Origin of the sequence: Limnohabitans sp. Bal53 (assembly GCF_003063355.1) — a bacterium.
In the GTDB taxonomy this organism is placed as follows: domain Bacteria; phylum Pseudomonadota; class Gammaproteobacteria; order Burkholderiales; family Burkholderiaceae_C; genus Limnohabitans_A.
Genome location: NZ_NESH01000002.1, coordinates 194,696 through 221,294 on the forward strand (window position 1 = coordinate 194,696; position 26,599 = coordinate 221,294).

The window sequence follows — 26,599 nt, forward strand, 5'->3', positions numbered from 1 at the left end:
TCTTAACCCCATGCCCGCAGAGCCTAATGGTTCAACGGGCGGGGATCGCCACGGGGTCAAGGCCACCGGGTCAACGCTTGGTCAGATCGCGCTCAGGACGGAAAGCGCTCGCGCAGTTTGAGTTTGTAGAACTTGCCCGTCGAGGTGCGGGGCACGGCGTCAATGAACTCGTAGCGGTCGGGCACCTGCCACTTGGCAAAGCCGTGCTGCAGCAAGTGGGCGGCAAAGGCTTCTGGCTGTGGTGGTTTACCCGGTTTGAGCACGATGCAGGCCAGTGGCCGCTCGCTCCACTTGGGGTCGGGGATGGCGATCACGGCCGCTTCGGCCACGTCGGGGTGGGCCATCAGGGCGTTTTCCAGATCGACCGAGCTGATCCACTCGCCGCCGGACTTGATCAGGTCTTTGGTGCGGTCGGTGATGCGCACAAAACCCAAGGCGTCCACGCTGGCCACATCGCCGGTGCGCAGCCAGCCGTCGGTGCTGAACTTGTCTTCGCTCACCGGCACCTGGTGGTAGCTGCCGGTGATGAAGGGGCCACGCACCTGGATCTCGCCCACATGCTGTCCGTCCCAGGGGGCGTCTTGCCCGTCTTCACCCCGGATGCGCAGCTCGGTCAGCGGCACCGGCACGCCCGCCATGGCGGCGCGGCGGTAACGCTCGTCCATGGACGCGTTTTTCAGCTCCGACTTGGGATAGGACACGGTGCACAAAGGCGAGGTTTCGGTCATGCCCCAGCCTTGCAAAATCCAGATGCCGTGCCGGTCAAAGGCGCGAATCAAAGCCTCGGGCACGGCCGCGCCGCCCACCAAAGAGCGCATGCCCGTGGGCAGTTTCCAGCGGCCCGGCTGGGTAGCTTGCGCAGCCTCGAAAGCCTGGATCAGCCCCATCCAAATGGTGGGCACGCCCAGCGACAAAGTGGGGGGCTCGGCCGTCATCAGGTCCAGCAGGTCTTCCGGGTGCAGGTGCGGGCCGGGAAACACGAGCTTGACGCCCATCATCACCGCGCCATACGGAATGCCCCAGCTGTTGGCATGGAACATGGGCGTGACGGGCAAGATGACGTCGCTGCCCTTGAGGCCCCAGAAGTCGCCCAGACAACCCACCAGTGTGTGCAAGATGGTGGAGCGGTGCGAGTACACCACGCCTTTGGGGCGACCCGTGGTGCCCGAGGTGTAGCACATCGACACCGCATCGTCTTCGGCATGTGGGGCGTATTGAAAGTGCTGTGTGTCGGTGCTGGCCAGCAGCTGTTCATAGTCGGTGAAGGGCGCGGGCACGGCGGCACCGGAGAAGGGGAACACGATCACGCGCTCAAACCGGTACAGGTGCGCAAACTGCTGGTACAGCGGCAGCAACACGTCGTCGATGATCAGCACCTTGTCTTGCGCGTCGTTGGCGATCCAGGCGATCTCTTCGGGCGACAGGCGCAAATTGAGCGTGTGCATGACGCCACCCGCAGCCGGGATGCCGAAATAACACTCCAGGTGCGCATGGTGGTTCCAGCACAGCGTGGCCACGCGTTCGCCTTTTTGCAGCCCCAGGTTTTGCAGGGCCTGCGCCAGTTGGCGGGTGCGTTGGTAAAACGCGCCGTAGCTGTGCCGCACCAGCGACTTGTCGGGCAGGCGCGAGACGATCTCGTTGCTGGCAAACAAAGTGCCTGCCCTGTCCAACAAGTGGTTCAGAGACAGAGGCACTTGCATCATGGTGCTGCAGATGGGGGATGGGGCGGCGGCTGTGGGGAAGTCGGTGGTCATGAAGGGCGTGGGTTGAGCGGGTTTGCCCAAATCATGCGGCCCAGAGCACACAGGGCAGGCTAGGGAAAACCCAAGGCCCGAGTCACACGCGCACGTTCACTTGGGCAAATCGCGCGCACCGCTTTCGGGGCGGTACATCTTGAACAGCTGCTCGGGGCCGATGCTGAAGTAATCGGCCGGGCCACCGCCGCGCAGGATGTGCCCTGCATTGGCCGTGTCGTAGACCCCGTTGGCAATCAAGCGCTCGTCGATGTGCACCCCAATCACCTGGCCAAACACCATCCAGGTGTCCACTTTGTGGCCCTGCAGGTCTTGCATTTGCAGGATTTGTGTGCAGCGGCATTCGAAGCTGACGGGGCTCTCCAACACCCGCGGCACGCTCAACAGGCGCGAAGGGGCAGGGGTCAGACCGGCCAGGGCGAATTCGTCCACGTCAGGGGGCACGGCCTCGCAGGTCTGATTCATGGCTTCGGCCAGGGGGCGCGTGACCAGGTTCCAGACAAATTCGCCATTGGCTTCGATGTTGCTCAGCGAGTCCTTGCGCCCGATGCTCGAAAAACCAATCAGCGGGGGCACGTAGTTGAAGGCGTTGAAAAAACTGTAGGGGGCCAAATTGAGCACGCCAGTATTGCTGCGGCTGGACACCCAGCCAATCGGGCGGGGGCCCACGATGGCGTTGAATGGATCGTGCTTGAGGCCGTGGCCCAGGTGGGGTTCGTAAAAATGCGTCATGGCAGGACTTTATGGGCAGGTCGAAATCATGCCAGTCATGTGCATGACAAAGCGATGCTTGAGCCAAGCTTGCGCCGCATAGGCTCTGTGGCCATGAAACCCCACCCCAGCTTGAAGCCCACCCCTTGAAGGGGTGTTTGAATGCCATGCCGCCACTTTGGCCCCACAAAGACATGGTCAAATGCGCCAGGCTGCCATGGCCGATAGCGCCATAGGCGACGTTCTTTGGGGCTTTGGCTGGGGCCACCACGTCGGCAAATGTTGGGTAGTTCGTCTTGGCGTGCGGGGTCGGCCTCATCGCCGAGGTGCCTACCAAGGCCCGCTGTGTTCTGGACGCGGGGTTTTCTCTTCGGCGCATTCCCTGTTGGCCTGAGCGGTGGGATTTACCCCCAAACACCGTGACCAAAGGTGTGGATAAGTCCTTGAACAACTGCGCCAAGCCGCATGCTGACTGGCGTGGCGGCGTGTGCTTAAAAATGCGGCAGCATCGGGCTCTTGCCCTGAGCCCGGTGGGGAGCATGATTGCGGCTATTCTTCTTCCTTGACTTCTTCCTTTTTTCTCTGTTTTCTTGCTCCTGCGCGCCCTTTACTGCATGCCTGCATCCTCCATTTCCCCCGGCTTCATCGCCTTGCACAGCCACCGCTCTGAGGTGCTGGCCGACACCCTCACGGCTTGGCTGCGTGCGCACCCTTTGCTGCCGCTGGAGAGCGAAGTGGTGCTGGTGCAAAGCAACGGCATGGCCGAGTGGATCAAGATCGAGCTGGCCCGCCAAGGTGGCGTGTGCGCCGCCACGCGGGTGGAGCTGCCTTCGCGCTTTTTGTGGCGCACTTACCGGCAGGTGCTGGGCTCGCAACAGGTGCCGTCTGAATCACCGCTGGACAAACTGCCCATGACTTGGCGGTTGATGGCCGTGCTGCCGGGCTGCCTGAGTGATCCCGTGTTCCAACCCGTGGCGGGCTTTTTGCGCGGTGACGAGCCCGACCGGCTGCTGCAACTGGCCAGCCGACTGGCCGATCTGTTTGACCAGTACCAAATCTACCGCCCCGATTGGCTGCAAGACTGGGCCGCTGGGCGCAACGTGCTGCGCAAAGCCGCTGGCCATGACGAGCTGGGCGAAGACCAACTTTGGCAGGCCGAACTCTGGCGGCGCGTGCTCGACACTTTGGATGACAGCCAGCGCCAGGCCACACGCCCCGCGCTGCATGCACGGGCCCTGGCGCACCTGCAGTCGGGCCAGCCTTTGGCCAGCCCCGTGGCGCGGCGCGTATCGGTGTTTGGCATGAGCCACATGCCAGGTCAGTTGCTGGAGATGCTGGCGGCACTGGCCGCGCACAGCCAGGTGCTGTTGGCTGTGCCCAACCCATGTCAATACCACTGGGGCGACATCATGGACGGGCGCGAGTGGCTGCAGGCCGAGCGCCGCCGCCATGCCTACCGGGGCGAGGCGCTGGCCGCTTTGCCGCTGGCGCAGATGCACCTGCACGCGCCCACGCTTTTGGCCGCATGGGGGCGGCAGGGGCGCGACTTCATCCGCCAGCTGGACGCCTTTGACGACCTGCAGGCGGCCCAGCAAGTCACGCAGTGGCCGCGCCTGGACTTTTTTGACGATGTGCCCGGCGAAGACGGCACGCGACTGCTCGCGCAGCTGCAGCGGCGCATCCGCGACCTGGAGCCGTCCAGTGGTGGAGCCAAAGCCCTGCCTTTGCGCCAGGATGACCGCTCGGTCACGTTCAGTGTGGCGCACAGCCCGGTGCGCGAACTTGAAGTGCTGCACGACCAGTTGCTGCAGTGGTTCCACGCCTCGCCCGAGCCTTTGTCGCCGCGCGACGTGGTGGTCATGGTGCCCGACATCGAAGTCATGGCCCCGGCGATCCGCGCCGTGTTTGGCCAATACAAGCGCGCAGATGCGCGTTTCATTCCGTACGACATTGCCGACTTGGGTGCGCAGGCCATCAGCCCGCTCATCCACGCGGTCGAATGGTTGCTGGCCCTGCCGCAGCAGCGCAGCCGCATGAGCGAGCTGGTCGAACTGCTCGAAGTGCCCGCGCTCGCGGCCCGCTTTGGCTTGAAAGACGAACACCTGCCCACACTCACGCGCTGGATGGCGGGCTCGGGCATCCGCTGGGGCCTGTCGGCCGAGCACCGCGCGGGCCTGGGGCTGGGCGTGTGCGGCGACGACAACTCGGCGCTGTTTGGCGTGCAGCGCATGCTCATGGGTTATGCCTGCGGTGCAGACCCGGTGGACGATGACGTTTCATGGGGCGTGTCGCCTTACCCTGAAGTGGGTGGGCTGGACGCCGAATTGGCTGGATCGCTGGCGCACCTGCTGCAGGCCCTGATCGACTGGTGGCAAAGCTGCACACAAAGCGCCACGCCCGTGCGGTGGGCCGAGCGTTGCCGCGCCATGCTCGTGGCCCTGTTCAAGCCGCGTGACGACCACGACCGCAATGCCCTGGCAGCGCTCGACCAGGCGCTCAACGACTGGGTGCGCGCTTGCGGCGAAGCGGGCTTTGCCGAGGCTGTGCCTTTGGCCGTGGCCCGTTCGGCCTGGCTTGAAGCCTTGAAGGCACCCCGGCTGGAGCAGCGCTTTCGCGCTGGCGGCGTGACTTTTTGCACGCTGATGCCGATGCGGGCGATCCCGTTCAAGGCGGTGTGCCTGCTGGGCATGAACGATGGCGACTACCCGCGCCGCAGCCCGCGTGCCGACTTTGACCTGATGGGCCTGCCGGGCATGACGCGCCCAGGCGACCGCTCGCGTCGCGACGACGACCGCCAGCTCATGCTCGAAGCACTCCTGTCAGCGCGGCAGCTCTTGTACGTGAGCTGGAGCGGCCGCAGCGTGCGCAACAACAGCGAGCAACCGCCCTCGGTGCTGGTGTCGCAGCTGCGTGACGAGATCGATCTGCTCTGGGGCAAAGACACGGCCCAAGGCCTGACCACGGTGCATCCGCTGCAACCGTTTAGCCGCGCTTACTTTGAGGTGGGCAGTGGGCTGCAGACCTATGCCAAGGAGTGGCGTGCTGCGCAGAGCGCCCCCTCCCCAGGAGCGGTCTCCGACCGCGAACCTCAGCCTGTAGGAGCGGTCTCTGACCGCGATGGGTCACCTGAAACATCATCGCGGTCGCAGACCGCCCCTACGGGGTCCTCGTTCGTTTTGCTCCCCCCACTGGAATCTGCCAACGGTGTGCCCGTCATCACGCTCACCCAACTGGCTCGTTTTTTGCGCAAACCTGTGGGCGCGTTCTTCAGTGAGCGCTTGCAGGTGCACCTGCAGACCGAGCGCAGCGAACTGCTGGGCGAAGAGCTGTTTGGTTTGGGCGGGCTGGACTTGTACCAGCTGCTGGACCACGAATTGCAGCATGTGCCTGCCCAGTTGCGTGCAGAACAATTGCCAGCGCACGCGGCGCGTGTGGTGCAGCAGCTGCGCCTGGCCGGGGCCTTGCCGCTGGCGGGCGTGGGCACACTCGAAGCGCAAAAACTCAGCCATATTTTGCAGACCCAACTGGCGGCTGCGCTGCGCGAGCGCGCAGCCTACCCGCAAGCGGCCGAGCGCATCTTGCTGGACCAGGTGCACCCGCAGGTCGTTTTGCGGGACACTTTGGGCGGCGTGCTGGCGGGTGAGGGTGGGCAACTCCTTTTGAGCTTGCGCGCCAACGACGTGGCGGACCTCCAAACCAAAGCGCCGCAGGCCAGACCCGACAAACTCATCGACAGCTGGCTGCAGTCGCTGGCCGCTGCCGCTATGGGCCAGTCCTGCCAGTGCGTGGTGGTGGGCCGCAATGCCGTGGTGCGTGTGCCCCTGCAAGACCCTGAGGCCGCCCGTGCCCAGATGCAGTTGCTGCTGGCCACTTGGGCCGAGGGCATGCGCTGGCCGCTGCCTTTGCCGCCGGGCGTGGCCTTGCAGTGGCTCAAGGACCCGGACAACCACAACGCGCTGGCCGACGCCTACGAGGGCGGCGACTTCAAAAGCGCAGAAAAAGACAAAGACCCAGCCCTGGCCCGCACCTACCCCCAGGTGGATGACCTGCTGGCCACGGGGGCTCTGGACCGGTTGGCGCAGGCGGTGTATGCGCCGCTCAAGGCCTGGGCAGCCCAGGCGCAAGTCGAGGCCCTGCCTGGCGCGGCTGCAGACGATGAAGGGGATGAGGCATGAGCCGCGCACACGCACTGAACGCCCACAGCTTTCCCCTGCGCGGCAGCCACCTGATCGAGGCGAGCGCTGGCACGGGCAAGACCTGGACGATTGCCGCGCTGTATGTGCGCCTGGTGCTGGGGCATGGCGATGGGGGCAGCGCCCCCGTGCGCCCTATGCTGCCGCAAGACGTGTTGGTGATGACCTTCACCCGCGCCGCCACACGCGAGTTGTCGGACCGCATCCGCGCCCGCCTGACCGAGGCGGCGCAGGTGTTTCGAGGCATGGCCGAAACCGACGACGACTTCCTGAATCAACTCCAAAGCGAATACCCCGAAGGCGAGCTCCGCGAACTGGCGGCGCATCGGCTCGCGCTGGCGGCGCAGGCCATGGACGATGCGGCCGTTTACACCATCGACGCCTGGTGCCAGCGCATGCTGCGCGAGCACGCTTTTGACAGCGGCAGCTTGTTTGAAGAAAACCTGGTGGGCGACGAAGCTGCGCTGCGCCTCGAAGCCGTGCAGGACTATTGGCGCCAGCAGTTGTACCCCATGGCCACACCGCTGGTGGCGCAGGTGCAGCGTGTTTGGCGCGATGTGAGCGCACTCGACCAGGACATGCGCGCCCTGATGGCGGTGCCGCTGGCTGACCCCGCCCCCGGCGCGCTGGCGCAGGTGTTCGTTGCAGTGCAGGGCACGCGCGATGCGCAACTGGCCGCGCTCAAGCAGGGCTGGGTTGAAAAAGCCGACAACTTGCTGGGCTGGATCGAGGGGCAAATGGCGCACCACAAGGCGAGCTGGGATGGCCGCAAGTTGAGCTACAAAAATTGCGAAGCCTGGCTGGGTGTGCTCAAAGCTTGGTCGCAAAGCGCAGACGAGCCCGAGGTGCTGCAAAAAGAGATGAAGGCAGGTTGGTCCCGCTTCACGCCCGAGGGTTTGCTGGCCTGCCGCAAAGCCGGCGAAGCACCCGTGGACTTGCCGCCCGAATCTGAGGCCTACGCCGATCTGCAAGCGGCTTTGTTGGCCTTGCCCGACCCCTCGCATGCCGCCCGCTTGCACGCCCGCACCCATGTGCTGCAGCGCATGGCCGAGCTCAAGCGGCGCAGCGGCTTGTTCGGTTTTGCCGACATGCTCCAGCGCCTCGATGTGGCCCTGGCCGACCCTGAATCGGGCGAGAGCCTGGCGCAGCGCCTGCGCGAGCAGTTCCCGGTGGCGATGATCGACGAGTTCCAGGACACCTCGCCGCTGCAGTTCCGCATCTTTGACCGCATCTACCGCACGGCCGAGAACCGGCAAGACGCCGCGCTGCTGCTGATCGGGGACCCCAAGCAATCGATCTACGGTTTTCGGGGGGCCGACATCCACAGCTATTTGGCCGCTCGTTTGGCCACCACAGGTCGGCACCATGTGTTGGGCACCAATTTCCGATCAACCCAGGCAGTGGTCGATGTGGTCAACCGCTGGTTTGAAATCCCCCAAGACGCCTTTGGCTACCAGCGTGGCGACGAAAACCCGCTGCCATTCCAGCCTGTCAAAGCCAAGGGCCGTCCTGAAGTGTTCACCACCCGAGATGGCGATGTGAAGGCCATGACGGTGGTGCACGACGCCCTGCTGCGCAGCGCACGCGATGCATTGGCGCATTTGTCGGCCTTGTGTGCCGAGCAGATCGTGGCTTGGCTCGGTGATCCACAGGCCCGGTTTGTGGACCCAAACAAGGGCGACAAGCCGCTGCGACCCCAAGACATCGCCGTGTTGGTGCGCACAGGCAAAGAGGCCGCTGCCGTGCGCGACGCTTTGCGTGTGCGCGGCGTGGCCTCGGTCTACCTGTCTGACCGCGACTCGGTGTTTGCCAGCGATGAAGCAGGCGACCTGTGCCTGTGGCTGCGGGGTGTGGCCGAGCCGCAGGACATGCGCCGCGTGCGCGCCGCCTTGGGCTCTCGCACGGTGGGGCTGTCGCTGGCCGAACTGCACGACTTGGCCACGCAAGACGACTTGCTGGACCAGCGCGCCGAGCAAATGCGCGACTTGCGCGGGGTCTGGCAAGGGCAGGGCGTGTTGGCCATGCTGCGCCAGTCGCTGCATGTGCTGCACCTGGCCGAGCGCTGGCGCGGCCAGAGCGACGGCGAGCGCCGTCTGACCAATGTGCTGCACTTGGCCGAGCTGCTGCAAACGGCCAGCAGCCAGCTCGACGGCGAGCAGGCCCTGATCCGTTGGTTGGACCAGCAAATCGAAGAGGTCAAGTCCGGTGGCGCTGGCGACAGCGAAGAGCAAACCGTGCGGCTGGAGAGCGATGAGGACCTGGTCAAAGTCATCACCATCCACGCCAGCAAAGGCCTGGAGTACCCGGTGGTGTGTCTGCCTTTTGCGCACAGCCACCGCGTGATGCAAGCGCACAAAACCCCGGTGCTGCAGCTCGAAAGCAGTGGGGGGCAGGGTGGTGGCCAGGGTGAGCGCCACTGGACGCTGGACTTTGACAAGGACGACACCCAACTGGCCGACAAAGACCGCCTGCGCGAAGACCTGCGTCTTTGGTATGTGGCGCTCACGCGTGCGCGGCATGCGTTGTGGGTGGGCTGGAGTCTGGTCACGCGGGGCTTGGGCAAAAGCTGCGTGAACCACCACAGCGCAGCCGGCCATTTGTTGAGCGGCGGTGCGCCATTGGAGGCGGCCGATTGGTTGCCCAAGCTGCAAGCACTGCAGACCCCAGAGCCGGTCCAAGCTTTGTCGGTGCAGCTGGTGCCCGCAAAAGAGAAGCTGCCGCTCACGGCGTGGCGGCGGCCCGTCCGCACCACCGAGCTGCGCGACGCGCTGGTTTGCACCGCTCGCATCGACAAGTCTTGGACGATTGCGAGCTTTTCGCGCTTGACGCGTGACCTGTCTTCACAAACGGTGTTGCACATGGCCACGCCACGCCCGGCCGACGACGAACCCCCCGAAGACACCCAAGCGCTGCCCACACCCGCAGCGCCCACGGCCAGCTTGGCCCCCTGGCACGGTTTTGCCAAAGGGCCGAGCGCAGGCAACTTTTTGCACGACCAACTTGAGTGGCTGGCGGCCGATGGTTTTGTGCTCGATGCGCCCAAGGCCGAGCGCCTGAAAAAGCGCTGCGAGAACGCGGGCTACACCACCCAGGCCGACGACGTGGTGCAGTGGCTCACCCGAGTGCTCGCGCAACCCCTGCGCGGCCTCGGCGCACCCCTGAACGCGCTGGGCTCCTTGCTGCCCGAGATGGAGTTTTGGCTGCCTGCCCAGCGGCTGCACGCCCGCGAGGTGGATGCCCTGTGTCAGCAGCACCTGCTGCCCGGCGTGAGCCGCCCACAACTGCCCGATGCGCAGCTGCACGGCATGCTGATGGGCTTTGCCGACTTGGTGTTCGAGCACGAAGGCCGTTATTGGGTGATCGACTACAAATCCAATCACCTGGGTGCCGATGACGCGGCCTACTCAGCGCAGGCGCTCGATGCCGCCATGGCCCACCACCGCTACGAGGTGCAGGCTGCGCTTTACATGCTGGCGCTGCACCGTCTGCTGCGTGCCCGGCTGGGCGAGGCCTACAACCCGACCCAGCAACTGGGTGGCGCGGTGTACCTGTTCTTGCGTGGTATCGACGGGCCTGCGGGCGGCTGCTGCACCTTGCCTGCGAACCTTGAATTGCTCGACGGTTTGGACGCCATGCTCAATGCCGAGGTGAAAGCATGAGTTTCAAAAAGCCCCCGCGCACGATGTCTGTCCCCACCACGCAAATGGATTGGCTCAACGACTTGCCAGCCCAAGACCTGAGCGCCGCGCAAACGCTGCAATGGCTGCAGCTGTGGACCGAGCAAGGCCTGCTGCGCCACATCGACAGTGCCCTGGCGGCCCAACTGCTGCGGCTCGATGGCCAAGCCAGCCCCGCGCTGCTGGCGGCAGCGGCATTGCTCGCGCAGATGGAAGGGCGTGGCCACACCTGTTTGCCCGTGGCCGATCTGTGCGCAGCGCCTGTGGCGCTGCTGGGCTGGCCCGCTGCGGCGGTGGACGGGCCGCAAGGCCTGCGTGCACTGTGGGCGCACCTGCCTGGCACGCTGCGCGACTGGCAAACAGCCTTGCAAGGGGCGACATCCGCCAAGGCCTGCGTGCGCCACAGCGACGCGCCCGACCAGGGCCAGCCGCTGGTGCTGGGCGGCACGGCCGAGGTGCCGCTTTTGTACCTGCGCCGTTATGCGGGCTATGAAAAACGTGTGGGCCAAGGCCTGCTGCAGCGGGCCACAGAGCCCTTGCCTGTGCACGAGGTGGCGGCACGCCGCTGGCTGGACCGTTTCTTTGAGCCAAATGCCGAAGCGCCAAAAGCCGATGCGCCCGCCGACATCGACTGGCAAAAAACGGCCTGCGCCGTGGCCCTGCGTGCACGTTTGTCGGTCATCACCGGCGGCCCGGGCACGGGCAAGACCTACACCGCGGCACGCCTGCTGGCTTTGCTGCTGGCGCTGCATGAGGGCGACAGCCCCCTGCGCGTGGCGCTGGCCGCGCCCACGGGCAAAGCGGCGGCGCGGCTCAAGCAATCCATCGACAACGCGTTGACCACGTTGCAAGAGCAAGTGCCTGAGGGCAGTGGTCTGGATCTGAATACGCTGATCGCCCGCATGGGTCCGGCCCGCACCCTGCATTCGCTGCTGGGCGCGCGGCCCGACACGCGCCAGTTCAGGCACCACGCGGCCAACCCGCTCGATGTGGACGTGCTGATCGTGGACGAAGCCTCGATGGTGCACCTGGAGATGATGGACGCCTTGTTGCAGGCGCTGCCAGCCACGTCGCGGCTGGTGTTGCTGGGCGACAAGGACCAGCTGGCCTCGGTGGAGGCCGGGGCGGTGTTGGGCGATTTGTGCCAAGACGCCGCACAGGGCCTTTACAGCGCGAGCACCGCGCAGTTTGTGCAGGCTGTGACGGGGCAGGCCTTGCCGGGCCAATACCTGGCCCATGCCGCGCCAGCGCTGGCCCAACAGACCGTGATGCTGCGCGAAAGCCGCCGCTTCAAGGGTGCGATAGGCCAGTTGGCTTTGGCCGTCAACCTGGGCGACGCGGCAGCGGCTCACGCCTGCTTGGATGGCCCCAACAACGCGGACTCTGTAGGCGCGGCCTCTGGCCGCGAAGGCCTTGCTGGCGATTTGTCGCGGTCTGAGACCGCTCCCACAGCGCAACTTTCTGCCCTGCTGGCCCTCCAGCCGAGCGGCCCGCAGGCCGTTTGCGATCTGGCGTTGGGGGCACAGGGCAAGCCGTCCTACGTCGATTACCTGGGTCTTTTGCAATCAGGCCCAGCTGGGCAAGGTGCGCAAGAGCATGCCAGTTGGGTCAGCAGTGTGCTCCAGGCGTTCGAGCGTTTTCGCATTTTGTGCGCCGTGCACCAGGGCGATTGGGGCACCACCGCGCTCAATGCGGCGGTGCAAAAAGCGCTGGCCGATGCCGGTTGGTTGCAGCCGCAAGGCGAGTGGTTTGCCGGTCGCCCGGTCATGGTCACGCGCAACGACGCCCAATTGGGCGTGTTCAATGGCGACGTGGGCGTGGTCTTGCCCAACCCACAAGGCATGCTCAAGGTCTGGTTTGCGGATGGCGAGCAGCTGCGCTCCGTCAGCGTCTTGCGCCTGGCGCATGCTGACACCGCCTTTGTCATGACGGTCCACAAAAGCCAAGGCTCGGAGTTTGCCCACACGGCTTTGGTCTTGCCGCCAGGCGCGGCCGATGTGCTCTCGCGCGAGCTGGTCTACACCGGTATCACCCGCGCCCGCGAGCAGTTCACCCTGATCGAAGGCCAGCCCGGTTTGCTGGACGCCGCCATGGCCCGACCCAGCGTGCGCGTGAGCGGTCTGCGCCTGGGGTGGGCTTAGCTGGCGTAGCCCTCGCACGCGCCCGCATTGGGGCGGCCCCGGCACTCGCGCAGCAAGCGCTTGTCGCGTTCGGCCCGGCCCTCGGCCGAGCCTTTGTCGCTGGCCGGTTGGGGCGCTTTGGCGGCTTTGGGCTTTTGGCCTTTGACGGGCTTGTCTGCGCCCGAGGTGGCGGTGAAGGTCTCCACCGCCGCGCTGCTGGGGACCAGGCCTGCCAGCGCCAAGGCCAGGGCGGTGCTGGTCAGCGTTGGCGACCATGGGCGGGCCCAAGCACGGGTCCAATTGGGGGGCTTCATGCGTGTCTCCCTGATGATTTTTGTGCCGGTCATCATAGGCAAATCACGCGGCTGTGCAAAGCGCGACAAGGCCGTGGCAGGCCAGCCGTTAGGATGCTTGGATGAACATTTCAACACCCCCTTTCATGCGCCAGGCCGTCATGGACCTGGAAGAGTCCCGGATCCGCGAAGTCGCCAACGCGGGCATGGGTCGCCCCGATGTGCTGGCCTTCTGGTTTGGCGAATCCGACGAAGTCACGCCCGACATCGTGCGCCAGGCGGCCATCGATTCCATGCAAAAAGGCGAGACCTTTTATTCGCACAACCTGGGCCTGCCTGAACTGCGCCAAGCGGTCTCGGATTACATGTCGGCCCTGCACGGCCCGATTGGGGTTGAGCGTTTTGCCATCACCTCGGGCGGCGTGAACGCCTTGATGTTGGCCGCGCAGGCGCTGATCGACGCGGGCGACGAAGTGGTCGCCGTCACGCCCGTGTGGCCGAACCTCACGGCGCAGGCGCTCGTCATGGGGGCCCATTTGAAATGCGTGTCGCTACTCCCGGTGGGTGGGCAGTGGCAACTCGACATGGCCGCGCTCAAAGCCGCCATCACGCCCGCCACCCGAGTGCTCATCGTCAACTCGCCCAACAACCCCACGGGCTGGACACTCAGCCGCGCCGAGCAGGCCGAGATCCTGGCGCACTGCCGCAGCACCGGCACCTGGGTGCTGGCCGACGAGGTGTACGAGCGCCTGTATTACGAAACCGACACACCCAACGGCTGCGCGCCGTCTTTTCTGGACGTGGCCGAGCCCGATGACCGACTGGTCGTGGTGCACAGTTTTTCCAAGAGCTTTTTGATGACAGGCTGGCGACTGGGCTGGCTGGTTATGCCTCAAGCCATGACGCCGCACATGGGCAAGCTGATCGAGTTCAACACCTCGTGCGCCTCGGTGTTCACCCAAAAGGCGGGTGTGGTGGCCCTGCAAAACACCGCCGACATCACGCCCCGCGTGGTGGCCCACCTCCAAGCCTGCCGGGACACGCTGGTGCCCCTGCTTCAGGCTGTGCCTGGGGTGCAACTGGCGCCAGCACGGGGCGGCATGTACGCGTTTTTCAGGCTCGACGGTCACCCTGATGCGGTGCAGACTGCCAAGCGCTTGGTGGCCGAAGCCGGGTTGGGTTTGGCCCCCGGCGAGGCCTTTGCGCCCGAGGCGGCGGGTTGGCTGCGTTGGTGTTTTGCCTCCAAGGATCTGGCGCGCTTGGCGCAAGGCGTGGACCGGCTCAAAACTTGGCTGGCCCAAAACCCGTCGGCAGCCGCCTGAGGGCGTCTAGGCGGCTTTGCTCAAGGGCAATGCCCGCTCAGCCCTGTGCCTCGATTCGGCTCAAGCCGCTTGCACTTCATCCCAGCGCGGAGGCTGGCAGCCTTGGCGGGCGCAGTTCAGCGCCGCGGCTTTCATGGCCTGGGCCAAGGTGGTGGCCACGCGATCGGCTGCGCCATCGGGCTGTAGGGCCCAGTCTGCCAGGGCGTTGCCCCAGAAGGTGTCGCCCGCACCCACGGTGTCGACCACTTGGGTGGGGGGCACAGGCAAACTGCAGCCGTGGCCTGCGATGTCCAAGTGCGCACCATCACCGCCAAAGGTCAGGGCCACGCGGCTGAGCGCGGCCTGGGGTACGCCCGAACGCAGGGTTTCCACCAAGCGTGCAGATTCGGCCAGGCGCACATCGGCAAAACCCATCGTTTGCAGGTCCTCATCGCTGGCTTTGAGCCAGTCGGTCAGGGCGATCACGTCTTTCAGGGCAGCCACGTAAGGCGCCAACTCGCCCGCCACCTGGGGGCGCAGGTTGATGTCCACGCTGATGGTCCAACCCATGGCGCGTGCGGTTTGCAAGATGGCCAGCACTTTGTGGTGCTCCGGCGGGATCAGCAGCAAGGAGCCGGTGTGCATAATACCCGGCGTTTTTTGCGCACGCAACAAGGCCACGATGCCGTCCACCGTGTAGTCTCGGTCGGCGATGCCTTCGCGGTAGAAGCCGTAGCTCGGTTGTCCGTTGGACACCTGCACCACGGCCAGCGAGGTGGGCAAAACCGTGCTGCCGCCGCTCAATTGCACACCGTCTTTTTGCAGCTGCCCGGCCATGCCCTGGCCAAACAAGTCGCTCGACAAGGGGTTGAGGTAGGCCGCCGAAGCACCGCGCAGCGCAGCGGCGCGGGCCAGGTTGAAGGGGCTGCCGCCCATGAGGGGGCGCAGTTGACCGTCGGGTTGGGCAATGCAGTCCATCAGGGCTTCGCCCAGGACAAAAATCGGTGTAGGCATGTCAATCAAGGTGGTTAGGGTGTGGCTTGCTTGTGTCAGGCCTTTGGAATGAAGAGGGCGCCGATCACAAGCAAGGGCTTATTTTTTCAGCAGGTGCTTGCGCCGGATCACGTCGATCCACACCGCGATGATCACCACCGCGCCGATGGCCATCATTTGCTTGAACTGTGAGACTTCCAGCAGGTTCATGCCATTGCGGATCATGGTGATGAGCACCGCACCCAGCAAACTGCCCCAGATGCTGCCGCGCCCGCCAAACAGCGAGGTGCCACCCAAAATGACGGCAGCAATCGCGTCCAGCTCGAACATTTGCGCCATTTTTCCGCTGGACGAGTCCATGCGGGCCATGAGCACAATTGCAGCCATGGCGCAGGCCAGACCTGAGATGACGTACACGCCCAGTTTGTACCAGCGGATGTTGATGCCCACTTGACGGGCTCCCATCTCGTTGGAGCCCATGGCATAAACGTAACGGCCAATTTTGGTGCTCGACAAAATGAATGCCATCACCACAAAAAAGATGCCGGTGATCAACGTGGGCATGGGGATGCCAAACACATCGCCATAGCCAATAAAAGGGAAGGGGTCGGGCAAGCCTGCGTTGTCAAAACCGCCTGTCAGGTCGAAGGCCAGACCACGCCACAGGGTCAAGCCGCCGAGGGTGACAATGAAGGCGGGAATGCCCACAAAAGCCACCAAATAGCCGTTGAACAAGCCCACTGCAGCACCGATGGCCAAGGCCACCAGCATGGCCAAGTACGGGTCTACGCCCAGCTTGACCATCATGTAGCCTGCTACTGCGCCTGCCAATGCCGTCATGGCGCCAACCGCCAAATCCACACCGCCTGTCAAGATGACAAAGGTTTGTCCACCCGCGAGCAAGGCGATCACCGATGCCTGAACCAAGATGTTGGACAGATTGCCGGTGGTCAGGAAGTAAGGCGAGGCCAAGGAGAGCAGCACGCCCAGCACGATGACCGCTACAAAAGCGCCGTACCATTCTTGTCGGGTGATGGATTTCATAAATTTCTCAGTATTCAATTCGGGATTTCAGTAGGAGCCCACCCCTGTGGGCGAATGCATGCGTGGAAAAAACGCCCATTTGCCCACAGGGGTGGGCTCCTACATCCAAACGCAGACCCGTACCCTCAGGTCCGGGCCTGCCATTTTTTGGCCTTGACTTATTTGGCTTTGACCTTCATGAACTGGCCCACGCCGGAGTCGGCAGCGAACTTGTCCACGTTGGAAGGCAACACCAGGAAGGAGCCGGTGTCGATGCGCGCTTCGACTTTTTCGCCCTTGGCTGCGGCAATTGCGGTTTGCACGCCCACTTCACCGATCTTGGCTAGCATCTGCGCGGCGTTGGCTTGTTGCCAGCCATCTTTCATCATGTCCAGGCCACCGGGCGAACCGTCAAAGCCCGCGATCTTGACGGCGCCAGGCTTTTTGCCTGCGGCCATCAAAGCGGCTTTGGCACCCAAGGCCCCGCCGTCCCATGCGCAGGCAATCACCTTGGCTTTGGGGTTGGCGCGCAGGGCCGATTCGACACCGTTTTGGGCCATGGTCTGGTCCCAAGTGGTGGGCACTTCCACGATTCTCACGTTCTTGCGCACTTCGTTGAGCGCGTCCACAAAGCCTTTTTTGCGCTCTTGTCCGGTGGACTGGCCCAGATCACCGGTGACATAAATCACGGTGTCGCCGTCCTGGATTTGTTCGGCCGCCCACTTACCCTGCACGTTGGCCGCTTTGATGTTGTCGGTGGCCACATACGAGGTGATGTTGGAACCGGTGATGCCGGTATCCACGGCGATCACGGGAATGCCTGCAGCCAGGGCTTTGGTCACGGCCGGCGCAATGCCTGCGGAGTCCACAGGGGCGATGGCAATGGCGTTGACCTTGCGGGTGATCATGTCTTCGACGATCGCCAGCTGCTTGGACAGCTCGCCTTTTTCTGCGGCCAGCTCAATGAATTTGACGCCGGGCACGGAGCCCGCTTTTTTTGCCCCACCGTTGATCAGGGTCCAGCCTTCGTTGGTGTTGCCGTTGGTGATGTAGGCAATCGTCAGCTCGCTGGCGGTAGGGGCTGCGGCTGCCGGCTTGGCTTCTTCTTTTTTGCCACAGGCGATCAAGGTGGCGGCGACTGTGGCGGCCAGGGCCATGCGGCCGAGTGTGCGTTTACTGATCATGGGTCTATCTCCGGTGTTGATGGTTTGTTCGGTCGCAGAAGTGATTTTGCGAACCGCCGGCGGATTGGAAACGAAAAAACGGACTAAGTAAACCTAGTAGTTTTACTAATTCGGGAAAATTCGAAATCAGCGAAGCTCGCAGCATTCCTTGTGAAAGTTGCAGCCATGTCCACATCCAAACCTGTTCTCGAAATTCAACATCTGACCAAGCACTACGGTGGTGTCAAGGCCCTGACCGATGCGCAATTTCGCCTGCTGCCGGGCGAACATGCCGCCATCGTGGGCGACAACGGCGCGGGCAAAAGCACTTTTGTGCGACTGATCACCGGGGCCGAGCAGCCCAACACGGGCGATATCCTGTTGGATGGAGACAAAGTCCATTTTGAATCGCCTCTGGATGCCCGCGAGAAGGGCATCGAAACCGTTTACCAAACACTGGCGCTGGCCGAGGACCTGGATGTCCCTGCCAACATTTTTTTGGGCCGCGAAATCACGCGCCTGAATCTGGGGCCCCTGTCCATCCTCAACCACAAGGCCATGCGCGAAAAATCGGCCAGCATGCTGTCCACCACGGGCGTGAAAATTCAGGACATGTCCGAAAGCCTGCGCGGCATGTCGGGTGGCCAGCGCCAATGCGTGGCGATTGCCCGCGCGGCAGGTTTTGCCAAAAAACTCATCATCTTGGATGAACCCACCGCTGCACTGGGTGTGCAAGAGACCGCTCGGGTGGAGGAAATCATCAAGGGCCTCAAACAACAGGGTATCCCGCTGATCATCATCAGCCACAACCTGCGACAGGTGTTTGACCTGGTCGACCGCATCTGGGTGTTCCGTCAGGGGCGCATCATCTGCAGCCGCCTGACCCGCGAGACCAGCCCCGAAGAAATTGTGGGTCTGATCACGGGCGCCATTGATCCGGCCAGCCTGCGTACGGAAGAGGCGGTCACATGCTGAAGGGAATAGATCCGCTGCTCACGCCCGAGCTGCTGATGCACCTGTGCGCCATGGGTCATGGCGAGTGGGTGGCGGTGGTGGACGCCAATTTCACGGCCGATTTTTTGAGCCAGGGCAAACCTGTGGTTCGCATTCCGGGGCACAGCCTGGAGCGCGTGAGCCGTGCCGTGTTGTCGGTGTTTCCTCTGGCGGTGGATGTGGCGCAGCCTGCAGCTTTCATGCGCGTGTGCCAAAGCCCCGAGGGTCACCGCACGGCAGCCCAGCAAGCGGTGGTCGATCTGGTGGTGGCCGAGGGCTTTGAGGCTTTGCAGGTCGAGCCGGTGGAGCGCTACGCCTTTTACGAGAAAATCAAAGGGGCCAGCCTGATCGTGCAAAGCGGTGAGGGCTCAGCTTACGGCAACGCCTTGTTTTGCAAAGGCGTGATTCTCGTTTGATCACCGAATAACCTGCTTTCATGAACAGCGCCACCTCCAGCTCAGCCATGCGCGGCTCCAACCACGTTGGGATGCGCCAGTTCAACGAGCGCATTGTCCTGCAGGCCATTCGGCACCACGGCGCCATCCCCAAGGCCGATCTGGCCCGCTTGACCCAGTTGTCCACCCAAACGGTGGCGATCATCGTGGGGCGTTTGCTTGACGATGGGCTGCTGGTCAAGCAAGACCGGGTGCGCGGCAAGATCGGCCAGCCTTCGGTGCCGCTGTCACTCAACCCGCAAGGCGCATTCAGCGTGGGCATTCAGGTGGGGCGGCGCAATTTGGAGCTGCTGGTGGCCGACTTTTGCGGCCAACCGGTGGAGCGCTTGGAAGTGCATTACGACTATCCTGATCCGGATCGGTTGTTCTTGTCCATGGCCGAGGGTCTAAATACCCTGCAAGAGCGCATGGGTGATTTGTGGCTGCGCACTGTGGGCGTGGGCTTGACGGCCCCGCTGTCGCTGCACAAATGGGCCGACCTGATGGGCGGCCAAGCTGCACAAGCGCTGGCCCGCTGGGAACACATCGACCTGACGGCGCAAGTGCAAGGCTTGACCGATTTGCCCGTGGTGTTTGCCAAGGACACGACCGCCGCTTGCGTGGCCGAGTTGTTGCAAGGTCATGGCCGCCATGTGCGCAGTTTTTTGTACGTGTTTGTCGGCACCTTCATTGGCGGAGGTTTGGTGCTGTCTGGCCACATCATGAACGGCGATCGCGGCAACGCCGGGGCGATTGGCTCTTTGCCCGTGGGCTTGGCGTCGAGCGCGAACAAAGAGATGGGCATGCCGCCCCAACTGCTGCAAAAAGCCTCAGGCTGGCAGCTGGAGCAAGCCTTGCTGGCGGCCGGGCACAACCCTTTGCTCAAGCACGAAGCGGCCATCATGGAGCCGGCCTATGCCCAGTTCACCGCGCCATGGATCGCGCAAGCCAGTCAAGCCCTGGCCATGACAGTGGCCAGTTCGGCGGCCTTGCTGGATCTGGATGCGGTGGTGATGGACGGCTCTCTTGGCGCGCCACTGATGAGCACCTTGGTGAGTGCCACGCAAGAAGCGCTCCATGGCTACCGTTTTGACGGCATGCACCAGCCGCAATTGCTGGCGGGTCAAGTGGGCGCTCATGCCCGTGCGCTGGGGGGGGCTTTGCTGCCGCTGCACAGCCAGTTTTTCCCAGACAAAGACATCTTTTTGAAGCAGGATGCCGCATGAAGTTTTACCTGGACTGCGCTGACGCACGCCAATGGACACTGCCTGCCGGTTGTCCGCCGGTTCAGGGCGTGACCACCAATCCCACCTTGGTCATGCAAGCCGGTTTGCCGGTCAGCTTGACCGGTTATCTGCAACTGGTGGCGCAGGCCGGTGAGGCCCGCATCCCCGAGTTGATGCTGCAATTGCCCCGCGCCGATGTGGGCGAGGCCGCGCAATGGCTTGAAGTGCTGTTGCCCGCTGCGGTGCAGGCCCGGGTGCGCTTGACCATCAAGCTGCCTTGCCACCCCGATTGGCAGACGGTGCTGCGCGAGGTGCAGGCCTGGGGCGTGCCCACCTTGCTCACGGGTTTGTCCAACCCGGTTCAGTTGCTGTGGGCGCGGGCGCAAGGGGCCAGTTATGTCGCGCCCTATGTGGGCCGCTTGCAAGCCGATGGCCGCGATGTCTGGTCACTGCTCGAGGCTTGTGTGGCGGTGCAGGCCGATGGCCTGCAGCTGCTGGCTGCCAGCATCAAGTCAGCCGACGTGTTGTCGCGCCTGATCGCTTGCGGCGCCCACGCCGTGACCGTGCGCCCAGAGTTCGCAGCCGCGCTGGCCACTGACCCGCTGACCCTTGCGGCCATGGCGCAGTTTGATCAGGACGTGTTGACGAGCCAAACTGGCGCTGTTTGAGCGCTGCTGGCCCGTGTCACAGGCCACGGTTGCGCGCCAGCGGTGGATTGCGTGAGAAGTACTGCAAGATGCCGCGCAGCAGGGCATCGGTGAGTTGCTTTTGGTACGCCTCGCTGCGCAGTTTTTCTTCCTCTTCCGGGTTGCTGATGAAGGCGGTTTCGACCAGCACACTGGGGATGTCGGGGGCTTTGAGCACAGCAAAACCGGCTTGCTCGACGCGGGGTTTGTGCAACCTGCCCACGCTGCCAATCTCGCGCAACAAGCTGTTGCCCAGGGTCAGGCTGTCCTTGATTTGCGCGGCGGTGCTCATGTCGAGCAAAGCGCGTTGGACTTGCCTGTCTTGACCGCCCAAATTCACCCCGCCGATCACATCGGCCTTGTTTTCCTTTTGCGCCATCCAGCGGGCGGCGGCGCTGGTGGCGCCGCCTTGGCTGAGCGCGAACACACTGGCACCTTGCGGCCTGGGGGTGTAGAAGGCATCGGCGTGGATGCTGACCAGCAGGTCGGCTTGGACGCGCCGGGCTTTTTGTACGCGCACATGCAGGGGCACAAAGAAATCGGCATCGCGTGTCAAAAAAGCACGCATCGGGTTGCCGCCCACGCTGCTGGTGTTGATACGATCGCGCAGCATTTGGGCAATTTTGAGGACCACGTCTTTTTCGCGTGTACCGCCGGGGCCAATGGCCCCGGGGTCCTCGCCGCCGTGGCCCGGATCGAGTGCCACCACGATCAGCCGGTCGGTGCGGGGCAGGGCGGGTGTCTTGCCTGGGCGAGTCGGGTTGTCCATGAAGGGGCCGTCGCTGGCGCCCATGTCGGGGCGGCGGGTCGTCGGCGCGGGCAGGGGTACAGCCGCTGCACCAGGCTGGGTTTGCCGGGCGATCAGGTCGCCCAAGGGGTCGTTGACTGTGGCCGAGGCGCCGGGCAGCTGACTTGCGGCAGACGGGGTTTGTGCCGCCATGCGCTCCTGGATCAATTGCTCCAGCGGATCAATGGCCTGGCTGGGGTAGAGGTCGAACACCAAGCGGTGCGCATAAGGGGCCACGGGTTGCAGGCTGAAGACCTGCGGCGCAATGGGGTGTTTGAGGTCGATGACCAGACGCACCACGTTGGCGCTGTACTGCCCCACGCGGATGCCGGCGATGTTGGGGTCCGATGCCTGAACCTTGCCCACCAGCTCGCGCAAAGCGGCGTTCAACTGCATGCCTTCGATGTCCACCGCCAGGCGCGGCGGCGAGGCGATAAAGGTCTGTGTGCTCTGAATGGGCGCGTCCGATTCGAGCGTGACGCGGCTGTAGTCGGGTGCGGGCCAAACCCGCACGGCCAGCATGTTGGCCCCACGCGCAAGCTGTGCTGCGCCCAAGCTCAGCGCCAGAAAGCCCGCTTTGAGCAGGCGGCGGCGGTCAGAGCGCATGGTCACCCGCTCCTGCAAGTGTCCACGCCTGCAGCCATTGCTGACCTGAAGCGGTGCCCGCACTGATGCGCACCTGGCGCTGGTCTTCGTCGATGGCCTCCAGCGCAATCACCCAATCGGGCGGGGGCAGTTGCCCGGCCACTTTGTCGGGCCACTCCATGAGTTTGAGGCCTGGACCGGCAAAGATGTCGCGAAAGCCCGCGTCTTCCCATTCCTGTGGGTCGTTGAATCGGTAAAAGTCAAAATGCCAGATCGGCCAGGCGCTGTCTCCCGCGCCCGCCTGATGGGGCTCCACCACGGCGTAAGTGGGGCTTTTGATGCGGCCCGTCACCCCGGCTGCACGCAGCAGGTGGCGCACCAAGGTGGTTTTGCCCGCGCCCAGGTTGCCGCGCAGCTCGATGCGCGCGTCCCGCCCACCGGGCCATAGGCCCAGGCCTTGCGCCAGTTGCGTGGCAAAGGCTTGCGTGGCGGCCTCATCTGGCCACAAGCTCTCCCAATGCGCTGGGGTGGCGGGGCTTTCTACAATCGGTGGGTGACTGCTGAACGTACTCAAATCGACCTTCTTGAACTGTGGCCCCAGATCCAGATCTGGGCGCGTGAGTTGGGATTGTCCCAAATTGGCGTGGCGGGTATCGATTTGTCCTCGGCAGAGCCCGGATTACAGGCTTGGTTGGACGCGGGCTTTCACGGCAGCATGGCTTACATGCAAAGCCACGGCATGAAGCGCGCCCGTCCGGCCGATCTGGTGCCAGGCACAGTCAGCGTGATCACCGCCCGCATGGATTACCTGCCTGCGGACACGCCGCCCGACTGGCTGGCGCGCGAAACCGCCCGCAGCTTGCAACCGGGCGAAGCGGTGGTCTCGCTCTATGCCCGGGGGCGCGATTACCACAAGGTCTTGCGCAGTCGCCTGCAAAAACTGCAGGACCGCATCGCCGAGGTGATTGGCCCCTTTGGCCACCGCGTGTTCACCGACTCGGCCCCGGTCCTAGAGGCCGAACTCGCCACCCGCAGCGGCTTGGGCTGGCGCGGCAAACACACGCTGGTCCTCTCACGTGAGGCCGGGTCGATGTTTTTTTTGGGCGAGTTGTTTGTGGACTTCGCCCTGCCCGAGACAACCGCCACTTCGGCGCATTGCGGCCAGTGCACCGCCTGCATGGACCTGTGTCCCACGCAGGCCATCGTCGGGCCCTACCAGTTGGATGCACGGCGCTGCATTTCTTATTTGACGATTGAGCACGCTGGGCCCATCGACGAGGCGCTGCGCCCGCTGATCGGCAACCGCATTTACGGCTGCGACGACTGCCAACTGGCCTGCCCTTGGAACAAATTTGCGCAGGTCAGTGCTTTGCCCGACTGGCAGGCCCGCGAGGGCCTGGGCGCGTCCGGCATCGTGGCGCTGATGGGCTGGAGCGAACCCGAGTTTTTGCGACGCACCGAAGGCAGCGCCATCCGCCGCATCGGACACGCCCGCTGGTTGCGCAATCTGGCACTGGCTGCGGGCAATGCACTGGCTTCCAAGGGGCTTGGCTCCGAAGCGCAAACTGCGCTTGTAAAGGCCCTGCAGGCGCATGCCGCGCACATCGACCCCGTGGTGCGAGAGCAGGTGGCGTGGTCTTTGGCGAAGGCCTGACCCGAGGGGTGCCTTGGTATGCGCCAGTTGGGTGAAGTCTGCGTGAGGCCATCAGCCCCGCAGCACACCCAGCGCAAACGGCAAACTGAGCATGCCCGAGAGGGTGGACAGCGTGACCAGGCCCGCCACATAAGGCCCGTTGTAGCCCATGCGGGCTGCCAGCACATAGCAGGTGGACGCGGTGGGCAGGGCCGAAAACGCCAGCAAAACGGTGGTTTGGGTGGGGTTCAGACCAAACAGCAGCGACAAGCCCAGCGCCATCAGGGGCATCATCAGGTGTTTGATCAGCAGCACGCTGGCACTCAGCAGCTTGCCCTGGCGCAAGCTGCCCAGTTGCATGCCTGCGCCGGCCGACATCAAACCCAGCGCCAAAGAGGCTGCACCAATGCGGCTGACGCTGGGTTCCAGCAAGTCGGGCATCCGAAAGCCCAGCAAGTTGGCCGTCAGGCCCGAAGCGGTGGCGATGATCAGGGGGTTGCGCACCAATTCGCGCAAAAAGCCGGTTTGGGATTGCCGGGCCATGGGCCAGACCGCGCCGATGTTGAACAGTGGCACGCAAAAGCCAATCAGCACCGCGATCATGAGCAGCCCTTCGGGGCCTGCCAAGCGTTCGGTCAGTGCCAAACCAATGAAGGAATTGAAGCGAAAACCCACCTGCGCTGCCGCTGCGTGGTCGCGCCGGTCCAGGAATCGGCCCCAAATGGGCCAGTGCGGCAGGCTGTAAGACAGGGCAATGGCCCCAAAAGCCAAGCTCAGGCCCGCCCCGATCAGGCTGGAGGCAGCCGTCAGGTCCAGCGGACTTTTCACAATCGAGTGAAACAGCAGCACCGGGAACAGGAAAAAATACACCAGACTCTCCACCTGCTGCCAGACGGGGCGGTTCAGGGCGGTGTAGCGGCAGATCAGATAGCCGCACAGGATCAGGGAAAAATCAGGGAAAAGGAGTTGGGCGAAATTCACTGGGCTAGGATAACCCAGTGCACCCATGTGCTTGTGGCTTGGCTGTCACTTGCGGTGTCCGTGGCTGCAAAGTTCGGGTTTTGTGGGTTTTCCCCCTCACGCCAGCCCCCATTTTTTGCCTATCATGTTCGATCTTTTAAGGAGTTTTATCAATGAAACGTCGTAGTTTGGTTTCTGCAGCCGGTTTGGCTGTCACCGTGTTGGCCAGTGGTTCGGTGTGGGCACAGGCCTATCCCAACAAAACCATCAAGCTGCAGGTGCCTTTTGCACCCGGTGGTACCACCGACATCGTGGCCCGTATCATTGCCGAGCCGCTGGGCAAAGCCCTGGGCCAAAGCGTGATCGTTGAGAACAAGGCCGGTGGCGGCGGTGTGGTGGGCGCGAGTGAAACCATGCGCGCTGCGCCCGATGGCTACAGCCTGGGCATGGCCACCGTATCCACCACGGCCGCCAACCCAGCCATCAACCCCAAGATTCCGTACAACGTCCTGACCGACTTCACGCCCATCATCAACATTGCCGCCACGCCCAACGTGATCGCGGTGCACCCCAGTTTCCCAGCCAAGGATTACGCTGGTTTTGTGGCCGAGTTGAAGAAAAACCCTGGTAAATACTCCTACGCCTCGTCGGGCACGGGCGGCATTGGCCACCTGCAAACCGAGTTGTGGAAGAGCCTCACAGGTGTGTTCATCGCCCACATCCCTTACCGCGGTGCGGGTCCTGCCCTGAACGACACCGTTGCTGGCCAGGTCCCGATCATTTTTGACAACCTGCCTTCGGCGCTGCCCTTCATCCAGTCGGGCCGTTTGGTGCCCATCGTGGTGGCCGCTCCCCAGCGCTTGGCGCAACTGCCCAATGTGCCCACCTTCAAGGATGTGGGTTTGGAGCCGGTCAACCGCATGGCTTACTACGGCATCTTGGGCCCGAAGAACCTGCCTAAAGAGGTGGTCGACAAAATCAGCGAGGGTGTTCGCAAAGTGCTGCAAGATCCGGCTGTGAGCAAGCGCATCAACGACACAGGCTCTTTGGTGGTGGGTAATTCACCCCAGGAGTTCGCGGCCCAGATGAAGGCCGAGTTCGAGGTCTACAAGAAAGTCGTGGACCAGCAAAAACTCAAGCTGGACTGATTTCAGTCCATGCACGAGGCCAGCCAGAGCGCCATCGACAGATTTGCCGAGGCCCTCTGGTTGGAGGACGGACTGGCCGCCAACACCTTGGCGGCCTACCGTCTGGATTTGTCGCTCTACGCCACCTGGCTGTTTTTAACCCACAGGCTGGCGCTGGAGGCGACCGAAGAACACCACCTGCAGGCGTATTTCTCCGAGCGACATGGCCAGACCAAGGCCACGTCAGCCAACCGCAGGCTCACCGTGTTCAAGCGGTTTTTCCGATGGGCGCTGCGTGAGCGCTTGGTGCAAGCCGACCCGACGCTGCGCATGCTTGCGGCCAAACAGGCGCTGCGTGTGCCCAAGACTTTGGGTGAAGCGCAAGTGGATGCGCTGCTGTCTGCACCGGATGTGGCGACCCATCTGGGTCTGCGCGACCGCGCCATGCTGGAGCTGATGTACGCCAGCGGGTTGCGGGTGAGCGAGTTGGTGAGCCTCAAAACCTTGCATGTTTCGCTCAACGAGGGTGTGCTGCGCATCATGGGCAAGGGCAGCAAAGAGCGCTTGGTGCCTTTTGGCGAAGAAGCGCGTGAATGGTTGCAGCGCTACATGGGCCAAGCCCGAGCGGCCATGCTGGGTCAGCGCCAGACCGAAGACCTGTTTGTCACCACCAGCGGCCCCAAGCCGGGCACGGGCATGACACGCATCATGTTTTGGAGCCTGGTCAAGCGCTACGCCATCGCCGCGGGCATCACCGCGCCTTTGTCACCGCACACCTTGCGGCACGCCTTTGCCACGCACTTGCTCAACCATGGGGCCGATTTGCGGGCGGTGCAGATGCTGCTGGGCCACGCCGACATCTCGACCACGACCATTTACACCCATGTGGCACGAGATCGGCTCAAGACCTTGCATGCGCAGCATCACCCCAGGGGTTGAG

The 26,599-nt window shown here is 63.8% G+C and carries 20 protein-coding genes; 11 read left to right on the forward strand and 9 right to left on the reverse strand.

Going from position 1 to position 26,599, the window contains the following annotated elements; translation table 11 throughout:
- Nucleotides 1-92 precede the first annotated feature (92 nt).
- Together B9Z50_RS05895 and B9Z50_RS05900 are read right to left on the reverse strand one after the other, a co-directional pair.
- Complete coding sequence (locus B9Z50_RS05895; protein ID WP_108363597.1) at nt 93-1,754, reverse strand: long-chain fatty acid--CoA ligase; 1,662 nt, start codon at nt 1,752-1,754, stop codon at nt 93-95.
- A 96-nt stretch (nt 1,755-1,850) separates the two neighbouring features.
- Nucleotides 1,851-2,486 carry a flavin reductase family protein gene (locus B9Z50_RS05900; protein WP_108362758.1) on the reverse strand — a complete coding sequence of 212 codons (636 nt, stop codon included), beginning with the start codon at nt 2,484-2,486 and terminating at the stop codon, nt 1,851-1,853.
- A gap of 593 nt (nt 2,487-3,079) precedes the next feature.
- Between B9Z50_RS05900 and recC the strand changes: the two genes are divergently transcribed.
- Genes recC through recD form a run of 3 tightly spaced genes read left to right on the forward strand, consistent with a single transcriptional unit; the run spans nt 3,080 to nt 12,476 of the window.
- Nucleotides 3,080-6,640, forward strand: a complete 3,561-nt coding sequence (gene recC / locus B9Z50_RS05905) for an exodeoxyribonuclease V subunit gamma (RefSeq protein WP_108362759.1) — start codon at nt 3,080-3,082, stop codon at nt 6,638-6,640.
- A complete protein-coding gene (gene recB / locus B9Z50_RS05910) occupies nt 6,637-10,317 on the forward strand; it encodes an exodeoxyribonuclease V subunit beta (protein WP_108362760.1) in 3,681 nt (1,226 codons plus the stop codon). Before recC ends, recB begins: the two co-directional genes overlap by 4 nt.
- Nucleotides 10,314-12,476: an exodeoxyribonuclease V subunit alpha gene (gene recD / locus B9Z50_RS05915; protein WP_108362761.1), complete on the forward strand. Its 2,163-nt coding sequence runs from the start codon at nt 10,314-10,316 to the stop codon at nt 12,474-12,476. Before recB ends, recD begins: the two co-directional genes overlap by 4 nt.
- Here the strand turns inward: recD and B9Z50_RS05920 are convergent.
- Entirely contained in the window at nt 12,473-12,769 is a 297-nt protein-coding gene (locus tag B9Z50_RS05920) for a hypothetical protein (protein WP_146183174.1), read from the reverse strand. The two genes, recD and B9Z50_RS05920, sit on opposite strands and share 4 nt — an antisense overlap.
- Nucleotides 12,770-12,870: 101 nt before the next feature.
- Here B9Z50_RS05920 and B9Z50_RS05925 point away from each other — a divergent pair, with 101 nt between their 5' ends.
- Nucleotides 12,871-14,070 (forward strand): pyridoxal phosphate-dependent aminotransferase, encoded by a 1,200-nt coding sequence (locus B9Z50_RS05925; RefSeq protein WP_304481680.1) that lies wholly within the window; start codon nt 12,871-12,873, stop codon nt 14,068-14,070.
- A 60-nt stretch (nt 14,071-14,130) separates the two neighbouring features.
- Here B9Z50_RS05925 and B9Z50_RS05930 read toward each other — a convergent pair whose 3' ends face one another.
- The 3 genes from B9Z50_RS05930 to B9Z50_RS05940 form a co-directional block, all read right to left on the reverse strand.
- Nucleotides 14,131-15,063, reverse strand: a complete 933-nt coding sequence (locus B9Z50_RS05930) for a carbohydrate kinase family protein (protein WP_108362764.1) — start codon at nt 15,061-15,063, stop codon at nt 14,131-14,133.
- A gap of 78 nt (nt 15,064-15,141) precedes the next feature.
- A complete protein-coding gene (locus tag B9Z50_RS05935; RefSeq protein ID WP_108362765.1) occupies nt 15,142-16,086 on the reverse strand; it encodes an ABC transporter permease in 945 nt (314 codons plus the stop codon).
- Between the two features lie 158 nt (nt 16,087-16,244).
- Nucleotides 16,245-17,249 (reverse strand): sugar ABC transporter substrate-binding protein, encoded by a 1,005-nt coding sequence (locus B9Z50_RS05940; protein WP_108362766.1) that lies wholly within the window; start codon nt 17,247-17,249, stop codon nt 16,245-16,247.
- A gap of 165 nt (nt 17,250-17,414) precedes the next feature.
- Here B9Z50_RS05940 and B9Z50_RS05945 point away from each other — a divergent pair, with 165 nt between their 5' ends.
- From B9Z50_RS05945 to B9Z50_RS05960, 4 genes are read left to right on the forward strand one after another with little or no spacing between them, the layout of a single operon-like run.
- Complete coding sequence (locus B9Z50_RS05945) at nt 17,415-18,203, forward strand: ATP-binding cassette domain-containing protein (protein WP_233249787.1); 789 nt, start codon at nt 17,415-17,417, stop codon at nt 18,201-18,203.
- Nucleotides 18,197-18,637 carry an RbsD/FucU family protein gene (locus B9Z50_RS05950; protein ID WP_108362768.1) on the forward strand — a complete coding sequence of 147 codons (441 nt, stop codon included), beginning with the start codon at nt 18,197-18,199 and terminating at the stop codon, nt 18,635-18,637. The genes B9Z50_RS05945 and B9Z50_RS05950 overlap by 7 nt, the downstream gene beginning before the upstream one ends.
- A 20-nt stretch (nt 18,638-18,657) precedes the next feature.
- Nucleotides 18,658-19,881 carry an ROK family transcriptional regulator gene (locus B9Z50_RS05955; RefSeq protein ID WP_108362769.1) on the forward strand — a complete coding sequence of 408 codons (1,224 nt, stop codon included), beginning with the start codon at nt 18,658-18,660 and terminating at the stop codon, nt 19,879-19,881.
- Nucleotides 19,878-20,549 (forward strand): transaldolase family protein, encoded by a 672-nt coding sequence (locus tag B9Z50_RS05960; protein WP_108362770.1) that lies wholly within the window; start codon nt 19,878-19,880, stop codon nt 20,547-20,549. Before B9Z50_RS05955 ends, B9Z50_RS05960 begins: the two co-directional genes overlap by 4 nt.
- 16 nt (nt 20,550-20,565) lie before the next feature.
- Here B9Z50_RS05960 and B9Z50_RS05965 read toward each other — a convergent pair whose 3' ends face one another.
- Together B9Z50_RS05965 and tsaE are read right to left on the reverse strand one after the other, a co-directional pair.
- Complete coding sequence (locus B9Z50_RS05965; protein WP_108362771.1) at nt 20,566-21,960, reverse strand: N-acetylmuramoyl-L-alanine amidase; 1,395 nt, start codon at nt 21,958-21,960, stop codon at nt 20,566-20,568.
- Nucleotides 21,950-22,513, reverse strand: a complete 564-nt coding sequence (tsaE, locus tag B9Z50_RS05970) for a tRNA (adenosine(37)-N6)-threonylcarbamoyltransferase complex ATPase subunit type 1 TsaE (protein WP_255418354.1) — start codon at nt 22,511-22,513, stop codon at nt 21,950-21,952. Before tsaE ends, B9Z50_RS05965 begins: the two co-directional genes overlap by 11 nt.
- A 27-nt stretch (nt 22,514-22,540) precedes the next feature.
- Here tsaE and queG point away from each other — a divergent pair, with 27 nt between their 5' ends.
- Nucleotides 22,541-23,593 (forward strand): tRNA epoxyqueuosine(34) reductase QueG, encoded by a 1,053-nt coding sequence (gene queG / locus B9Z50_RS05975; protein WP_108363601.1) that lies wholly within the window; start codon nt 22,541-22,543, stop codon nt 23,591-23,593.
- 51 nt (nt 23,594-23,644) lie between these two features.
- Here the strand turns inward: queG and B9Z50_RS05980 are convergent, their stop codons facing one another.
- Entirely contained in the window at nt 23,645-24,553 is a 909-nt protein-coding gene (locus B9Z50_RS05980; protein WP_108362772.1) for an AEC family transporter, read from the reverse strand.
- Between the two features lie 152 nt (nt 24,554-24,705).
- Here B9Z50_RS05980 and B9Z50_RS05985 point away from each other — a divergent pair, with 152 nt between their 5' ends.
- Nucleotides 24,706-25,680: a tripartite tricarboxylate transporter substrate binding protein BugE gene (locus B9Z50_RS05985; protein WP_108362773.1), complete on the forward strand. Its 975-nt coding sequence runs from the start codon at nt 24,706-24,708 to the stop codon at nt 25,678-25,680.
- 9 nt (nt 25,681-25,689) lie between these two features.
- Nucleotides 25,690-26,598: a site-specific tyrosine recombinase XerD gene (xerD, locus tag B9Z50_RS05990; RefSeq protein ID WP_108362774.1), complete on the forward strand. Its 909-nt coding sequence runs from the start codon at nt 25,690-25,692 to the stop codon at nt 26,596-26,598.
- Nucleotide 26,599 lies beyond the last annotated feature (1 nt).

Bases quoted from the DNA above. Each gene is read 5' to 3' on its own strand.
- B9Z50_RS05895 (WP_108363597.1), bottom strand. From the start codon at position 1,754: ATGACCACCGACTTCCCCACAGCCGCCGCCCCATCCCCCATCTGCAGC.
- B9Z50_RS05900 (WP_108362758.1), bottom strand. From the start codon at position 2,486: ATGACGCATTTTTACGAACCCCACCTGGGCCACGGCCTCAAGCACGAT.
- recC (WP_108362759.1), top strand. From the start codon at position 3,080: ATGCCTGCATCCTCCATTTCCCCCGGCTTCATCGCCTTGCACAGCCAC.
- recB (WP_108362760.1), top strand. From the start codon at position 6,637: ATGAGCCGCGCACACGCACTGAACGCCCACAGCTTTCCCCTGCGCGGC.
- recD (WP_108362761.1), top strand. From the start codon at position 10,314: ATGAGTTTCAAAAAGCCCCCGCGCACGATGTCTGTCCCCACCACGCAA.
- B9Z50_RS05920 (WP_146183174.1), bottom strand. From the start codon at position 12,769: ATGAAGCCCCCCAATTGGACCCGTGCTTGGGCCCGCCCATGGTCGCCA.
- B9Z50_RS05925 (WP_304481680.1), top strand. From the start codon at position 12,871: ATGAACATTTCAACACCCCCTTTCATGCGCCAGGCCGTCATGGACCTG.
- B9Z50_RS05930 (WP_108362764.1), bottom strand. From the start codon at position 15,063: ATGCCTACACCGATTTTTGTCCTGGGCGAAGCCCTGATGGACTGCATT.
- B9Z50_RS05935 (WP_108362765.1), bottom strand. From the start codon at position 16,086: ATGAAATCCATCACCCGACAAGAATGGTACGGCGCTTTTGTAGCGGTC.
- B9Z50_RS05940 (WP_108362766.1), bottom strand. From the start codon at position 17,249: ATGATCAGTAAACGCACACTCGGCCGCATGGCCCTGGCCGCCACAGTC.
- B9Z50_RS05945 (WP_233249787.1), top strand. From the start codon at position 17,415: ATGTCCACATCCAAACCTGTTCTCGAAATTCAACATCTGACCAAGCAC.
- B9Z50_RS05950 (WP_108362768.1), top strand. From the start codon at position 18,197: ATGCTGAAGGGAATAGATCCGCTGCTCACGCCCGAGCTGCTGATGCAC.
- B9Z50_RS05955 (WP_108362769.1), top strand. From the start codon at position 18,658: ATGAACAGCGCCACCTCCAGCTCAGCCATGCGCGGCTCCAACCACGTT.
- B9Z50_RS05960 (WP_108362770.1), top strand. From the start codon at position 19,878: ATGAAGTTTTACCTGGACTGCGCTGACGCACGCCAATGGACACTGCCT.
- B9Z50_RS05965 (WP_108362771.1), bottom strand. From the start codon at position 21,960: ATGCGCTCTGACCGCCGCCGCCTGCTCAAAGCGGGCTTTCTGGCGCTG.
- B9Z50_RS05985 (WP_108362773.1), top strand. From the start codon at position 24,706: ATGAAACGTCGTAGTTTGGTTTCTGCAGCCGGTTTGGCTGTCACCGTG.
- xerD (WP_108362774.1), top strand. From the start codon at position 25,690: ATGCACGAGGCCAGCCAGAGCGCCATCGACAGATTTGCCGAGGCCCTC.